The sequence below is a fragment of the Membranihabitans marinus genome (genome assembly GCF_021729155.1).
GTDB lineage: Bacteria > Bacteroidota > Bacteroidia > Chitinophagales > Saprospiraceae > Membranihabitans > Membranihabitans marinus.
Map to the genome: position 1 here is coordinate 1 of NZ_JAJQYA010000038.1, position 15,782 is coordinate 15,782.

Genomic DNA, 15,782 nt, shown 5'->3' on the forward strand with positions numbered 1-15,782 from the left:
TTATTCATTTACTTCTTTTGAAGCAAATTTATAGCCTTTTTATACCCTGATCAATACGTAGTTAGTTGATGGCTTACCGGCTATTAGACTACGTCCACTTCGACCAAGCTCAGTGCGCCGCTTTCAGGACTTATTTATAAAGATGTCTGGGTATGACTGAGTATTCTATGATAGAACCTAATTGATTAAGCTGTTCATTTTACAAAAGGTTCCTCTCGATTAATTACTGCATAAAGACGTAATGGCTTGGTCGCTTACCACCATATAACAAACAGAATAAAAAAAAACGGTTCCCCACAATGGGAAACCGTTTTCTATATCTTCGATTTATAGTCGATCTACAACTCTTATTTTATCAACATTACATCTTCACGTCGCTGAACTACTTCGCCATCTATAAACTCTACTTGTACTAAGAATACATATAAGCCAGCATTGGCATCCTTGCCATTTTGTACACCGTCCCATCCCGATACATTTGCCTGACTGGGATTGATATTCTCTTTCTGCCACACTAAAGCACCATATTTGTCATATACTGCCAAAGATTTAATGTTTTGAACACTAGGTCCTGGAATCACCGTCAAAGTTTCATTTTCGCCGTCACCGTTCGGAGTAAATGCATTGGGGATACCCAAATCCCTGGTTTTTCTAACCAATACAAAAACATCTCCTATTCCCATACATCCCCTGGAATCTGTGGCGGTTAAAGTGATGGGTAAATTAGATATCGCGGTAAAACTAACCATGTTGTCCGTAGCCAACATATTGAGCTCGGTAGGCATCCAGTCGTAAGTGACTATCGGATTTTCTCCCGTTACTCGAGCCGTAATATCTGTAGTCTCACCCAATGAAACCTGAATGGTGTCTCCGGTGTTAAAGGCTACAGAAATAGGATTGGGATCTCTGATGACAATATCTTGATCAGAGGAACAACCATTGGCATCAAAAACCGTAATGGTATGACTTCCTCCTGTAATGTCTATGGTGCCACCCAGAGGACTTGGAATGCCGCCATTGATAGCAAATTGGTAATCAGTGCCCGCTCCACCCATGGCACTAGTAATGGAAACTGTTGTAGTATATCCTGCACATAACGGCTCTTCAATCGGTGGAATGTTAAACGATATGGCTTCTGGTTCCATTAAAGTATAAGTGGTATTGGCCTCACAACCTCTGGCGTCGGTAAGTTGAATGGTATAATTACTGGCTCTGGCATTGTCTATCGATAATTGGTCAGTAGTCATCGATCCACCAGAAAATGAGTACAATACTTCAATGTCGCCAGGTGTGCCACCTATCATTTCCAATGGGATCATACCATTGGAATCTCCAGGGCAGGTAGGCATCACTACTTGATCGGTTAATACCGCTACACTTAATGCTGCTGGTTCGGTTATGGTGAAACTTAAATTTATAGCTGGACATGGACTGGCAGTAGGTGGCGATAAATCCATGATTTGTAAATCGTAAGTGCCAGGTCCTAAACTATTGAGTGATCGATAGCTAATGGGACTTGGTCCACCCGGAATATGTGACCATTGGTAACTAAAGCCTGCACCTCCTCCACCAGTAGTGAAGACATCGATGCTTCCATCGTTGGCTCCATTGCAACTAATATCTGTGACTACACTGTCAATTTTTATAAGCCCCATGAAGTCAACTGAAAAGGTGGTATCCAAGGCTACACAATTGTCTTTGTATATCTTTAGGTTATGGTCTTCATCATCGTATACCCTGTAGTCATTTTTACCTGTCATTAATGGGCCATCATCCCATGAAAAGTCAACATCGGTTAATGGAACATTGAGATTGACCGATACAAAGGCATCTGGGGTATTACACTCACTGACAATAGTGGAGTTGAACATGGTAATATCTACACCGCCAGATAAGGACTCTACTAAGATAGAATCTCTGATGTCGGCACATGTAGCGTCATTTAAGGTAATCGTGAAGGGATAATATCCAGGTGAAGTAGCCGTGATTATTTCTGTAGTTTCTCCACCGTCCCATGTAATGGTATTGTAATCTGAGGTAATAGTAACCCCTACTGATACCGATGCAGATGGATCACACGGAATGGCTTCTTCTAACTTAGTATAACTCAAGCCTTCTTGAATGGTATAAGTTCTTTCTAAACTACAATTGGATTCGGGATCCAAGATGGTAACCATATACTCACCAGCGGCCAAGCCAGTTAAGTCTTCCGTAGTGGCCATATTGGACCAGTCAAAGGTATATGTAGATTTGGCAGGTGTCATGGTGATATCTATACTACCCGTGCCTCCATTACAACCGATAGGAGTGACCATGGCATCGGCCAAGAAACTATTTCGTAAATCTCTGATCTCAAAATCCACCGCTCTAGATCCACAACTTCCTCTAATCACTATCTCATAATCCCCTTCTTCAAGGTCTTGTAGCCAAATAAATCCGGCCAAAGGGTTGACGATCATCGGTTTTAAATAGGGTATGCCATTTCTAAAGACATCAGCATCCATAAAATGTTCTCCCGGAATAGTGCTTGTAACATTAATACGAAATCGTCCACCGATAGAATCCACTGCAGAGCCAGGATTAGAACATCTAATATGATTATGAAATGATGTGTCAATAGTGAAAGTTTGTGACCCACCTTCATCGGCAAAATCCAATTGAACGGCACAACCATTGATGTCGGCAATCCGATAGGAGTCAGAATTATAAAAACTTAGGGTATGGCTGCCCAATGTCGTGGCATTATACCCCGTCCGACTAATGGTATAGCCAGGTGTGCCACCGGTTATGGTAATGTCTGCTTGACCCGGAGCAGAGTTGTCGCAGGCTGCTGCATTGGTAATGTTTACGGTATAATCGAGTTGATTATCCGGAATAACGTCAGATATTGTGGCACTACAGTTGTTTTGGTCGGTAACCGTCACGGTAAAATTACCGCTTTCAATATTTTTCAATGTGTCCATTCCGTAATAGGTTAATCCGTTGTGGACCCACTCGATACTGTAGGCTGTTGGATCGATGTTTTCTAAATAGACTTGCCCCATAGGATTGACATCGGTACAATTGTTGGCGGTAATCATGGGATTGAGAACTATATTATTCCCGCTTAAATCTATATTTTTACTCGTCATACTGCCATCGCCATCGGTGATGGTTAAGGTATAGCTACCCGCTAAAAGCCCAGTTAATTGAAAGTTGGGACTGGATGTCATACTGGCCTGTGGAGATGGACCTACAAGTCCATAACTGTAAGGGGCAATACCTCCATATATGGTTACGTCCAATGTACTGTTTCCTCCCGCGTCTGCACAAGCAGAATAAGAGAAATCTAAACCGGATTGCGGGGCAATGGTTACGCTCCCAGATTCCATGGTATAAGGAATGGGTGTGGATAGTGTACCAAAATTAATGGCCGTTGGATTATCTTCAAAGGTCACTGGACTAGACTGACCGGGTTGACCTTTGGCGGTAAAACACACTTCAAACAATGTTTCATCATCTGGGACGTCGACCAAAGCAGAAGGGGTTAACCAGAGTAGGGTAAGAACTCCGTTTGCCGCATTGTCGGCATTATAAGAACTCAAAGTAAATCCCATCAAAATAGGGTTTACATTGCTTATTGTATTGGCCTTGGAATTAGTTGTGTCTAATTCGATGATGCCGGGATTCCATTTTAAGCTAAAAGAAAAATAACCGACATCTCTAAACATTTTCGCGGTTACCGGGATACAAAAATTACTGCCTTCGGCTACTTGCATATCGGGAATTGTAGCCACTATGGGTGTCCCGGGCTCAAAAGAAAGAATAAAGGATCGCTGGCAACCATTGTCATCGGCAATGGTCAACGTATGGGCGGATGAAGGATTTATATTGGCATAGTTAAAGCTAGATCCCGATCCCGTCAATGGAACATCCATATCGGTATCGTTGTCGGTTAGGGTGACGGTATAATTGCTGCCATCCAATTCTGGTAATCCTCCTGTAACCGTAATGCTTCCATCGGTAGTGGAAGATGGTGTATTCGTATAATTTAACTCATTGAGATAGGTAATAGAAAAAGCACTATTGCTATTGATCTGGATACAAGCATCATCAGTCTCAAAGAAATCTATAGGATTTCCACTAATATTGTGAACCGTGATGGGGGCAAACCACAAAGTCTGCGGACCAGTCAATCCTAATTGCGACAAAAAGCTGCCATCGTTATTGGCTATAAAATTGCCATAGGGATCGGCAGAGGCGACAATTAAAGTATCATTTCGTTTTAAAATATTGCTTTCACCCAATAGGTTAGCTTTATTAACTACGGCAGTAGTAGTGGGTTGGGCCGTGAATATGGCATAGCGTATTCCTGCTGGTGTGGAGGGATCTGGATCCTCGGTTAAATTATAATTGCCATCGTGTTGAATTCTTATCGATTGTCCATAACAAAGTGTTACCTCATTGGGGGGTGACGGGGTCACATTGGGGGTCAATGGTTGAAGACTTGCCGTTCCAGCATCCATAGAAGGGCAGTTGGCACGGCTCTCTATTACAGGGGATGATGGGATGTGTATAAAATTTACTGTTTGGGCAAAGACCGATTTCGAGGAAACCAATAAGATGACTAATAATAAATTATGTATTCTCATAAAGTTGAATATGAAATGTTTAAGAGCACAAATATAGATCAATAGTTTTAATGAACTAAGTAAAAAACGTGAGTTATTTTTCTTTATTACCAAAAGTTGATTTTTTAATACTTAATAGTTTCAATTTCCAATATCAGTACACGATCTAGGCCCTTAGCGGTTAAATGATTTTGAGATATAAAATTATATATTAAACTTATTTATATTTTTACCAATCGTCGATATAATGTGGTGCAGATCAATGCTGACCATTTGAATTTATTGTCCATTCTATCCACTAATTTTTATACCTTGCAGGCGTAAAATTAAATCAGTATACAATTATGGCTATATATAAAGCAGCCATTTCAGCAGTAGGTGGCTATGTGCCAGAGACCAAGTTGACCAATTTTGATTTGGAAAAAATGGTAGATACCAACAATGAGTGGATCATTTCTCGGACTGGAATTAAAGAGCGAAGAATATTAAAAGAGCCTGGGAAGGCCTCTTCTTTTATGGCCGTAAATGCCGCAAAAGAAGCATTGAAAAAAAATGGAACCGATCCATTGGATATTGAAGTAGTAATATGTGCTACGGTAACACCAGATATGAGATTTCCGGATACGGCCAATACCATAGCCAAGGAATTGGGAGCAACCAATGCTTGGGGCTTTGATTTGGGAGCGGCATGTTCTGGGTTTTTATTTGGATTGACCACGGGATGTAGATTTATAGAATCGGGAGCTTACAAGAAAATATTGGTAATCGGAGTAGATATGATGTCTTCAATAATTGATTATGAAGATCGATCTACCTGTATTTTATTTGGAGATGGAGCGGGTTGCGTACTTTTAGAGAGAAGTGAAGACGACAATGGTTTTGTTGATGCGGATTTACACGGTGATGGCAATGGTGCTCAATATCTCAATATGAGAGGAGGGGGATCATTATTGCCTACCTCAGCAGAGACGGTTAAGAATAAAGATCATTATGTGTTTCAAGATGGACGACCGGTTTTCAAAGCTGCAGTAAGTGGTATGAAAACTGCGACGAATACCATCTTAGATCGCAACAATATGACGAAAGAGGAAATCGATTGGGTAGTACCACATCAGGCCAATATGAGGATAATAAATACCTTGACCGACTTTTTAGAAATACCTAAAGAAAAGGTCATGGTCAATATCGATCGATATGGAAATACAACGGCAGCCACATTGCCTTTGTGTTTGTGGGATTATGAGAAACAATTAAAAAAAGGGGATAAGTTGATATTTACCGCTTTTGGTGGGGGATTTACTTGGGGATCCATTTATTTAACTTGGGCTTATGATTCAAATTAATTTATTATTTTGTAACAGTATCAAATAGTATAAACGAAATTTTTATGGCAAATACATCAGATATTAGGAAAGGTTTATGCCTTGATTTTAACAATGATTTATTTCAAATTATAGATTTTCAGCATGTAAAACCGGGCAAAGGAAATGCCTTTGTACGAACAAAATTGAAAAGTATAACCACAGGTAAGGTGTTGGATCATACATTTCCTGCTGGTCATTCTGTTGAAGTAGTTAGAGTTGAGCGCAGAGTATTCCAATATTTATATGAGGATGAATATTCTTATCACTTTATGAATAATGATACTTATGAGCAAGTGGCAATAAATAAAGAAATGGTTGATTATGCTCATTTTATGAAGGAAGGAATGTCGGTTGATATTTTATTCCATGCTGCTGAAGAACGTCCTTTAGTAGTAGAATTGCCACAAAATGTGGTTTTAGAGATTACATATACCGAGCCTGGTGTAAAAGGAGATACCGCAACCAATGCAACCAAACCTGCAAAGGTGGAAACCAATGCCGAGGTTCGCGTTCCTTTATTTATTAATCAAGGCGACTTGGTGAAAATTGATACAGCGACTGGAAACTATCTTGAAAGAGTTAAACAATAATACTATGAATTACAACGAAATAACAGAATTAATAAAATTGATTAGCGATTCTCATCTTTCTGAATTTAAAATGAAAGATGGAGAATTTGAAATAGCAGTCAAGACAGATAAATATCAGAAAAAGACCAAAGAAACAACTCCTATTATTCACATGTCTGGTGGTCAAACCAACAACCCATCTCCAGCAGATCAAGTAGTGGCTACTTCAAGCCAAGCTGTAGACCAAGGTGGTAGTGATGATAGTGATGGTGGAGAGGCCAAATCTGATGAAAGTAAATTGCTTAAGATAAAGTCGCCTATGGTAGGTACTTTTTACCGCTCTTCTTCACCGGACAAACCACCTTTTATTAAGGTAGGAGATCAAATAGAAAAAGGCGGTGTAGTATGTATCGTAGAAGCAATGAAATTGTTTAACGAAATTGAGTCTGAAATCAGTGGCAAAATAGTAAAAGTCATGATTGAAGATGCAGCGCCTGTTGAATACGATCAGGTTCTTTTCCTTGTAGATCCTAATTAGTGGATCTTGCATATTTTTTTTAACGAATAACTCTGATATGTTCAATAAAATTTTGATAGCAAATCGAGGCGAGATCGCTTTGAGAGTGATAAGGACTTGCAAAGAAATGGGGATAAAAACCGTAGCGGTATATTCTACGGCTGACAAAGAAAGTCTTCATGTTCGATTTGCCGACGAGGCAGTGTGTATAGGACCTCCTCAAAGCAATTTGTCTTATTTAAATATTCCCAAGATAATGGCTGCGGTGGAAATAACTAATGCCGACGCCGTCCATCCAGGGTATGGATTTTTGGCTGAAAATGCCGATTTTGCAGAAATATGTACCGATTATGGTATCAAATTTATAGGCCCATCTCCCGAACACATTCGATTGATGGGGGATAAAATTACGGCAAAAGAAACCATGAAAAAAGCCAAAGTGCCCACTATTCCGGGATCTGAAGGCTTGGTGGAATCTGTAGCTGATGGTTTGAAAATATCAGCTGAAATGGGCTATCCCGTAATTGTAAAAGCTACCGCTGGAGGTGGTGGAAAAGGGATGCGGATAGTCAGATCGGAAGAGGAGTTTGAGGAAAACTTCAATAAAGCAAGACAAGAAGCCGGTGCGGCTTTCGGTAACGACGGTATATATATAGAGAAGTTTATAGTAGAGCCTCGTCACATCGAAATCCAGATTATCGGTGATCAATACGGTAAAGTAAGTCATCTTAGTGAAAGAGACTGCTCCATCCAACGAAGACATCAAAAACTAGTGGAAGAAAGCCCCAGTCCTTTTATGACTCCTAAGTTGAGAGATCGCATGGGACGTGCTGCCATCAAAGCGGCCAAAACCATTAATTATGAAGGTGTAGGTACGGTTGAGTTTTTGGTGGACAAAGACCGGAATTTCTATTTTATGGAAATGAATACTAGGATCCAAGTAGAACATACGGTTACCGAAGAGGTTATCGATCACGATTTGATCAAAGAACAGATTAAAGTGGCCATGGGAGAGAAAATCTCTGGCAAAAACTTTACCCCTGTTCTTCACGCCATGGAATGTAGGATAAATGCCGAAGATCCTTTTAAAGATTTTCGACCGTGTCCGGGTAAAATTACCGGATTCCACAGTTCCAAAGGTCAAGGAGTGAGAGTAGACACCCATGTATATGCGGGATATGTAATACCGCCTTACTATGATTCGATGATTGCCAAATTGATTTGCAAAGCACAAACCAGAGAAGAGTGCATTAAGAAGATGGAGCGTGCTTTGGATGAATTTATTGTAGAAGGGGTAAAGACTACCATACCTTTTCACAAGCAATTGATGAAAGATGAAAGGTTTAGGGCAGGTGATTTTGATACTGATTTTATGAATCATTTCGAATTGAAACCGGAAGATTCAGAATAATATCTATCGTTCAATAGTTCTGTAGATATGTAAAATGTAAATACCCCAGTGAGAAGTGAGCAGAAAGAAATATGGTCTCTGTTAAAACCCTATAGATGGTATTTGGGAGGGCATTTTTTAGCTAATATTCTGGTTGCGTTGTTTACCGTTGTTAGTATTCCCGTTCTAAAGCCTTTTTTTGATGTTTTATTTGATCAGGTAAATAAAACGGATATCGTTAAGCCAGATGGTTTCTCGATGGACAATTTAATGCCTTTTATCAATTACCATTTACATGCCTTTATCGAAGCCAATGGCAAAGATCAAGCCCTGCTATTTGTCTGTGGGTTAATCGTGGTCAATTTTTTGGTGAAAAATGTTTTTAGGTATGTAGCCCTAGTATTTATCGCTATTCTGCGCAATGGTGTGGTTAGAGATTTGAGGAAAAGGGTATTCGATACTTTGTTGGTAAAACCTTTTAACTTTTACAAGGATGAGCGCAAGGGCAATTTGTTGACCATTATCAGTGGCGATGTAGTGGAGTTTGAATCCAGTGTGCTGTCGGTATTGGAAGCCATCATTCGCTCTCCCCTTATTATTATCGGAAGTTTGAGCTATATGTTATATGTCAGTCCGACCCTGACATTATACGTATTGATACTTATAGTATTTACTGCCGTAGTTATCGGCGGCTTGAGTAGGAGGTTGAAAAAGGATTCCAAAGGAGCGCAAGATTTAGTGGGTTCCATGTTGTCTATTACCGAAGAGTCCATCCACGGCATCAAAACCATTCGGGCTTATCACGCTCAGGATTACGTCAATAAATTATTTGCCATCTACAACGAAGGTTTTCGTGTGTTGCGCAACAAGATATTGTTTCGCAAAGATTTGGCATCGCCATTGTCCGAGTTTTTAGGAGTGTCAGTAGTGGCGGTATTGCTGTATTTGGGCAGTAGCCAGGTATTTACTGGAGCTATGGAAGCCAGTACTTTTATCACTTTTATCTTCGCGTTTTACAATATAATTGATCCCGCCAAGTCTTTTTCTGCTGCTTATTATAATTACCAGAAGGGGATGGGAGCATTTTCTAGGATATATGAATTGCTGAAATCCGATCAGGAAACCCAATTGACCAGTGGTGAATTTGAGTTTGCAGGATTGAAAAATCTGATAACCATCGACGGTGTCAATTTTAAATACCCCAATGAAGAATCCTTTGTATTGCAGGATATTCATTTGGAGATCAATCAAGGAGAACGAATTGCCTTAGTCGGTGCCTCTGGTTCTGGAAAGACGACTTTAGTGGATTTAATTTGTCGGTTTCAGAAGCCTACTATGGGGCGTATTTTATTTGATTATGTAGATATTAAAGAATACAATGAAACCTCGTTTCGTCAAAACATCAGTATCGTATCCCAAGAACCGGTATTGTTTCACGATAGTATTCGCAATAATATTTGCTTAAACGATGTACAGCACGACGACCAACGATTGATGAAAGCTTGTCACCAGGCCAATGTGTGGACCTTCGTTAAACATATGGAAAAGGGCTTAGATACTATTGTTGGAGAAGGTGGTGGAAAGTTGAGTGGTGGACAGAGGCAGCGCATCGTATTGGCACGGGCTTTATATTTTGATGCGCCAATATTGATATTGGACGAAGCTACGAGTGCTTTGGATAGTGAGTCTGAGGACACCATTCAAAAAGCTATCGAAAGCTTGGGCGATGATAAGACAATTATAGTGATTGCCCATCGTTTACAAACTATCAAAAACGTAGATCGAATAGTGGTATTGGAAGAAGGTCGGATAATAGAACAAGGCCGACATGATGATTTGATAGATGCCGACGGTGTTTATAAAAAATTTGTTGAACTTCAGAGCTTTAAATAATTTGAATCGATTTTTACTTATATTATTAATCTTTTCCGTTAGTAAAACTGCGAAGGTGTTGGCACAGAATTGGATGCCATCATTGGGCGATTCTATGTTTATGCTTGTCGATCGAATTCCGCAAAATATTTTAGTGGGCGATGAGGGACAAAACGCTACCTATGATGTGAGTGTTGCCCGAGCTCCTTTTTTGAGACCAGATCAAATACTGTCTCCCAGACAGGGACATTCCTATCAGCAGTTTAAGTCTGCCGATTTTGTATTGAAAAAATACGATGGCAGGGAATTGTACTTTAAGAATGTCAATAACAATCTATACTTACTCGGAGAATACGGATTCTATATCCAAGGTCAAATGATACCGGTAGATGTGATGTACAGCGATCCAGTATTGATGGCCAATTATCCCCATAGGTATCACCAAGAAAAAGAACAACAATACACCGCTACGATCTCTTTTCCCGTGGAATATCTCAATGGAAGTTTGCGAACTCAATTGCCCGTAGCAGCCGATAGTATAAGGATAGAAATCGAGTCGGAGGATTTTAAAATGATAGACGGATTTGGCAGTTTAAAGTATGAATTGTCCTATCAAAATGTATTTAGGGAATGGGTGAGAAGTGATAAAAACTATAAGTTTTTCTTAAAGGTGGGCGATAAGGATTGGCAAGATTTTACCCCTTATGTGGATATGGTCAAATTATTTGGGGCCGCCATAAGTACCCATATCAATTTTTATGATCCCGATAAGGCCATGCCGGTAGCTATGGTGAAGATCAATCCATACGATAGAAAACCCATGTTTTTGGAGTATGAAGTACGTGAATATCTTTCCGAAAAAACTATAGTAAGCAACAATTTGCGACCGGATATATACGCCTTCCCCAATCCGGCATTGAGCACGGTAAATATTGAATTGAATCAATTGAAACCCGGACTGTACACCGTGGTTATATACAATATTTTGGGGCAGGAGAAATATCGGACCTCAGTAGATGTAATCGGCAACCAAGCCATACAGATCGATGTTTCTAATTTTGAAAAAGGACCCTATCTTTACGGTTTAGTCGATTCTTATGGTAGACGCATCATTACCAAAAGATTGACTGTGCTCAAGCCGTAAAATTATCGGTAGGAAGATTCCAAGCTATAAATATTTTTGCTTTAAGGTTATTGTATATTTAAAAAATAGCTATTTTTGCAGAGCTTTCTAAAACGGCCGCGTAGTTCAACTGGATAGAATATCAGATTTCGGCTCTGAGGGTTGGGGGTTCGAATCCTCCCGCGGTCACAAAGAGGTGAAATCGGATAACGGTTTCACCTCTTTTGATTTTATAGCTAACTATCCACCTCTTTTGCCTATCGTTATTGTTATATATTTTTTGTTTTTTCTAAATAGTTGTATTATGACTGGCGATAACAATTGGGGACGAAGAATCATATAAATCAATGCAAGAGTTAATCCAAAATATTAAGCTTTATACTGCTCTAACGGAAGACGAAATATCACTGCTTAAGCAGTCAGTGGTAAAAAAAGAATACCGAAAGAATGAGAATATTTTCACCGAGGGAAAAATATCCAATGAAATATACTTTTTGACCAAAGGTTGTGTTCGGCTTTTTTACAATGTGGACGGAGTTGATAAAACCGCTTTTTTCTATACAGAAGGGAAGTTTATTTGCGCGGGAGAAAGTTTTACATTCAATGTTCCAGCTCTCGAAAATTATCAAGCCGTAGAGGATAGTGAAATTTTTATTTTCGAGAAATCTAAAATTGAAGTTCTGTTAAGAGAGGCTCCCAAGTTTGAAGTAATCGCTAGGATGGCCACCGAAAATGAACTTATCACTTGTCAAAAAATCATTGCCTCTTTTGTGACAAAGTCAGCTGAAGAGAGATACCTAGAATTGCTCAGTAATCAGGGGGAATTATTTCATAGAGTACCACAACAGTATATCGCTTCATACCTTGGCGTTTCACCCGAAGCTTTGAGCAGAATTAAATCGCGCATCAATAAGAAAATGCGATCTTAACTATGATCAATAGAATTCTTGTCTTTGCCCAGTATTTTTGTACAAAAAACAATGAATGCGAAAAGAATTTTATTGGCTGGGGCCACAGGCTATTTAGGACAATATCTAGTAAAAGAATTAAAATCAAGAGGTTATTGGGTTAGGGTGCTAATCCGGAAAGATAGCCAGAAAGAACTATTTAATGATGTGGATGATTTCTTTGTCGGACAAATCACCAATCCCCAAAGTCTAGTTGGTGTAACTAAAAATATTGATTGGGTGTTCTCTACCATTGGCATTACTCGTCAAAAAGAAGGATTGACTTATATGGATGTGGATTATGAAGGAAATGCCAATTTGTTGTCCGAGGCCATAGCTGACCATGTATCTTCTTTTCAATACATCTCTGCCATTAATGGGGATAAGCTTAGAAGACTGAAAATATTTGAAGCAAAGGAAAAGTTTGTAGATAGATTGAAATCCTCTGGTTTAAACTATTGTATTATTCGACCCAATGGATTTTTTTCAGATATGAGAGATTTTCTGGAAATGGCTAAACGAGGAAGGGTCTTTCTGTTTGGCGACGGACGGTTAAAGCTCAATCCCATTCACGGTGAGGACCTAGCGGTGATTTGTGTTGATAAAATGGAGGAAGGAGTATGGGAAGCAAATGTTGGTGGCCTCGATGTTTTAAGCCAAAATCAATTGGCTGCCCTCGCGCTAAAGGCATGGGATAAACCCGTGAAAATCATTCATATCCCCGATGGAATTCGCCGAGCTATAATTTGGTTATTAAGAATTTTTACTTCATCTAAAACCTATGGTCCCATAGAGTTTTTTTTATCAGCTATGGCTATTGATAATATAGCCCCTAAATATGGGAGGCATCGACTGGAGGACTTTTTTAATTCGGAAGTTAAGAGGGTGGAAGGATAAAATGAGAAAAAATCTCATATTTGGGTAATTTTTTGTTTGAATTGATGTAATTTGTGAATTAATCTCATAAATTATTAAGTATGCTACTCGAATTTTCAGTGGGTAATTTTCTTTCATTCAAAGTGAAAACAACGTTAAGTCTTGTTGCGACATCAATCAAAGAGCATATTGATGAAAATTTATTTTTAACTAAGAAGACCAAATTATTAAAAGGAGCTGTTATTTACGGTGCCAATGCCAGTGGTAAAAGTAATTTTATCAAAGCGATGTCTACGATGAGGAGAATGGTATTACATTCTTTCAATCAATCTTCCATGGATGAGTTGGGGGTAATTCCCTTTTTGTTAAGTACAGAAACAGAAAAATTGCCTTCCCTTTTTGAGGTTATTTTTATTATTGATAATATTCGATATCGATATGGTTTTGAGGTGGATGATGATCAAGTACATTCAGAATGGCTTTTTGAAGCTATTAAAAATGCAGAAAAACCCTTGTTTTTACGAGAGAATGATGGAATTGAAGTGATGAATAATTTTCCAGAAGGGAAAGATTTAGAAGAACGAACTAGAGATAATGCACTATTTCTTTCGGTAGTAGACCAGTTTAATGGCAAAGTGGCTAAAAAGATAATGCATTGGTTTAATAATTTTATTACCATTTCCGGTCTCTCTCATGAAAGGTATAAAAGCGTTACATTCAGAATGTTGGAAAACAAAGATACAAATTTTAGGTTGCTCAATTTTTATAATAACCTAGATTTGGGATTTCAGGATGTTGCTATAAATAAAAAGCCTTTTGATCCACAAGAGCTTCCTAAAGATATGCCCGAAAGTATTGTGAGGCAATTGTTAACTGATCTTGAAGGAGCATTCAAAATCGATATTAAGACTATACATAAAAAGTTTAATGATCAAGGCCAAGCGGTAGGTCAGGTAGAGTTCGATATGAGAAGTCAAGAATCATCAGGTACCAATAAAATTTTTAATATTTCCGGGCCAATTTTTGATGTTTTAAATGAGGGGGGAGTTCTGGTAATTGATGAATTGGATGCTAGTTTACATCCATTGCTAACTTTAGCTGTTACTCGTCTTATACACTCTAAAAAGTTTAACCCTAAAAATGCCCAACTTATTTTTGCAACCCATGATACTAATTTATTGAACTATGGTAGCTTTCGAAGAGATCAAATTTATTTTGTCGAAAAGGATCGGCTTGGGGCTTCGGATATGTATTCATTGGTAGAGTATAAAGAAGAAGGAAAGACAATTCGAAAAGATCGTTCATTTGAAAAAGATTATATTGAAGGACGTTATGGAGCTATTCCGTTTATTGGGAATCTTTCAAATATGATAACCGAATGGCAAGAAAAATAAAAATCCCTAATGAAATTCAAAAGCGGTTTGCACGACAAGAGCAAAAGCGAAAGATGACCGAGCAAAATCTGAAGGATCAAAGGTCGTAAATCGACCTTTGGCGAGGGAACCGGAACCTCAGCGTTCCGGGTGGAGTTGGCACTGGGCTGCGACTAGAGTGTATAAAATTCGACAGCGAATTCTCACTGCGCCTAGACGTAATATTTCTAAATATTATCAACGAATGTAATGTTATTTCGTCATGCTACGGTGAGCATGACTTCTCTCGCCAGAGCCCGATTTACGGGCTCTGGTGCTTTTGTCCACTCACCGGAGGGGTGGGATCCTCGGCTCCTTCATCCCCAGCCCTCCCGAAACGCGGAGGTTTCGGCTCCTTCATCAGATGGACATTTAGTCCATTTGGTAGACCTATTGGTCTACTTATTTCAGTCGTATTTAACCAATTGGGTTGCACTTCGTGTAACTTCATTCTGTCATGCTCTTTCACCTCCGTGTCGTGGGTGGGTGAGCTTATCAATTATAAATGTAATTCGTATTTACCTAAAGGAGTAATGACAGCTTATCAGATTGATGTAAAAGGAACGGGCAGAAATACTCAATCTCTATTAAATGAAGCATTACGGTTACAAAATGAATACGAAAAAAATTTTAATAGGAATATAGATCGATTGTGGGTGGTATTTGACCGAGATAGTTTTTCTGCCAACAATTTCAATAGTGCTGTCTACCGCTGTAAAGATCATCAACCTGAAATTGGTTGCGCATGGAGTAATGAGGCCTTCGAATTATGGTATTTATTACATTTTCAATACTTAGAAAATGCAATGTCACGTATGGATTATCCAAGTTTAATTGAGAATAATCTAAAGCCAATACTTGGCAATGACTACCGATATAAGAAAAATAGTGAGGAAATGTATGCATTATTAAAAGAGTATGGTAATCAAGCAAATGCTATTCGCTATGGTAAACGGCTTGCATTATCTTACGGGCAGGGTTGGGATTATGCCAATCAGAATCCATGTACAATGGTGTGGAAATTGGTGGAGGAATTACTGGAATTGAATGAGTAATGAGAGAGGGTTAGTGTATAATTTATCATTGTTCCATGTTATTTGAC

At 39.0% G+C, this 15,782-nt stretch carries 12 protein-coding genes and 1 tRNA gene; 11 read left to right on the forward strand and 2 right to left on the reverse strand.

Features of this window, described 5'->3' with window-relative positions; all coding sequences use genetic code 11:
- Window positions 1–347 precede the first annotated feature (347 nt).
- Window positions 348–4,631: a T9SS type B sorting domain-containing protein gene (locus LVD51_RS17245; protein ID WP_236972612.1), complete on the reverse strand. Its 4,284-nt coding sequence runs from the start codon at window positions 4,629–4,631 to the stop codon at window positions 348–350.
- A 323-nt stretch (window positions 4,632–4,954) separates the two neighbouring features.
- On the opposite strand from LVD51_RS17245, the gene LVD51_RS17250 reads away from it, so the two are divergent.
- From LVD51_RS17250 to LVD51_RS17295, 10 genes are all read left to right on the forward strand, one after another.
- Window positions 4,955–5,953 carry a beta-ketoacyl-ACP synthase III gene (locus tag LVD51_RS17250; protein WP_236972613.1) on the forward strand — a complete coding sequence of 333 codons (999 nt, stop codon included), beginning with the start codon at window positions 4,955–4,957 and terminating at the stop codon, window positions 5,951–5,953.
- A 44-nt stretch (window positions 5,954–5,997) separates the two neighbouring features.
- Entirely contained in the window at window positions 5,998–6,564 is a 567-nt protein-coding gene (gene efp / locus LVD51_RS17255) for an elongation factor P (protein ID WP_236972614.1), read from the forward strand.
- 4 nt (window positions 6,565–6,568) lie between these two features.
- Window positions 6,569–7,081 (forward strand): acetyl-CoA carboxylase biotin carboxyl carrier protein, encoded by a 513-nt coding sequence (gene accB, locus LVD51_RS17260; protein WP_236972615.1) that lies wholly within the window; start codon window positions 6,569–6,571, stop codon window positions 7,079–7,081.
- Between the two features lie 37 nt (window positions 7,082–7,118).
- A complete protein-coding gene (gene accC, locus LVD51_RS17265; protein WP_236972616.1) occupies window positions 7,119–8,471 on the forward strand; it encodes an acetyl-CoA carboxylase biotin carboxylase subunit in 1,353 nt (450 codons plus the stop codon).
- A gap of 48 nt (window positions 8,472–8,519) precedes the next feature.
- A complete protein-coding gene (locus LVD51_RS17270) occupies window positions 8,520–10,343 on the forward strand; it encodes an ABC transporter ATP-binding protein (protein WP_236972617.1) in 1,824 nt (607 codons plus the stop codon).
- A 55-nt stretch (window positions 10,344–10,398) separates the two neighbouring features.
- On the forward strand, window positions 10,399–11,466 hold the full coding sequence (locus LVD51_RS17275) for a T9SS type A sorting domain-containing protein (RefSeq protein WP_236972618.1): 1,068 nt from the start codon (window positions 10,399–10,401) through the stop codon (window positions 11,464–11,466).
- 94 nt (window positions 11,467–11,560) lie between these two features.
- A tRNA-Arg gene (locus tag LVD51_RS17280) sits at window positions 11,561–11,634 on the forward strand.
- A gap of 158 nt (window positions 11,635–11,792) precedes the next feature.
- Window positions 11,793–12,374: a Crp/Fnr family transcriptional regulator gene (locus tag LVD51_RS17285; RefSeq protein WP_236972619.1), complete on the forward strand. Its 582-nt coding sequence runs from the start codon at window positions 11,793–11,795 to the stop codon at window positions 12,372–12,374.
- Window positions 12,375–12,425: 51 nt separating this feature from the next.
- Window positions 12,426–13,289, forward strand: coding sequence for an SDR family oxidoreductase (locus LVD51_RS17290; protein WP_236972620.1), 864 nt, complete (start codon window positions 12,426–12,428; stop codon window positions 13,287–13,289).
- Window positions 13,290–13,369: 80 nt separating this feature from the next.
- Window positions 13,370–14,662 (forward strand): AAA family ATPase, encoded by a 1,293-nt coding sequence (locus tag LVD51_RS17295; RefSeq protein ID WP_236972621.1) that lies wholly within the window; start codon window positions 13,370–13,372, stop codon window positions 14,660–14,662.
- A gap of 280 nt (window positions 14,663–14,942) precedes the next feature.
- Here LVD51_RS17295 and LVD51_RS17300 read toward each other — a convergent pair whose 3' ends face one another.
- Window positions 14,943–15,131 (reverse strand): hypothetical protein, encoded by a 189-nt coding sequence (locus LVD51_RS17300; protein WP_236972622.1) that lies wholly within the window; start codon window positions 15,129–15,131, stop codon window positions 14,943–14,945.
- 82 nt (window positions 15,132–15,213) lie between these two features.
- Here LVD51_RS17300 and LVD51_RS17305 point away from each other — a divergent pair, with 82 nt between their 5' ends.
- Window positions 15,214–15,735 carry an RloB family protein gene (locus LVD51_RS17305; protein WP_236972623.1) on the forward strand — a complete coding sequence of 174 codons (522 nt, stop codon included), beginning with the start codon at window positions 15,214–15,216 and terminating at the stop codon, window positions 15,733–15,735.
- The last annotated feature ends 47 nt before the right edge of the window (window positions 15,736–15,782 follow it).

Bases quoted from the DNA above. Each gene is read 5' to 3' on its own strand.
- LVD51_RS17285 (WP_236972619.1), top strand. From the start codon at position 11,793: ATGCAAGAGTTAATCCAAAATATTAAGCTTTATACTGCTCTAACGGAA.
- LVD51_RS17295 (WP_236972621.1), top strand. From the start codon at position 13,370: ATGCTACTCGAATTTTCAGTGGGTAATTTTCTTTCATTCAAAGTGAAA.
- accC (WP_236972616.1), top strand. From the start codon at position 7,119: ATGTTCAATAAAATTTTGATAGCAAATCGAGGCGAGATCGCTTTGAGA.
- LVD51_RS17300 (WP_236972622.1), bottom strand. From the start codon at position 15,131: ATGAAGTTACACGAAGTGCAACCCAATTGGTTAAATACGACTGAAATA.
- efp (WP_236972614.1), top strand. From the start codon at position 5,998: ATGGCAAATACATCAGATATTAGGAAAGGTTTATGCCTTGATTTTAAC.
- LVD51_RS17245 (WP_236972612.1), bottom strand. From the start codon at position 4,631: ATGAGAATACATAATTTATTATTAGTCATCTTATTGGTTTCCTCGAAA.
- LVD51_RS17290 (WP_236972620.1), top strand. From the start codon at position 12,426: ATGAATGCGAAAAGAATTTTATTGGCTGGGGCCACAGGCTATTTAGGA.
- accB (WP_236972615.1), top strand. From the start codon at position 6,569: ATGAATTACAACGAAATAACAGAATTAATAAAATTGATTAGCGATTCT.
- LVD51_RS17250 (WP_236972613.1), top strand. From the start codon at position 4,955: ATGGCTATATATAAAGCAGCCATTTCAGCAGTAGGTGGCTATGTGCCA.
- LVD51_RS17305 (WP_236972623.1), top strand. From the start codon at position 15,214: ATGACAGCTTATCAGATTGATGTAAAAGGAACGGGCAGAAATACTCAA.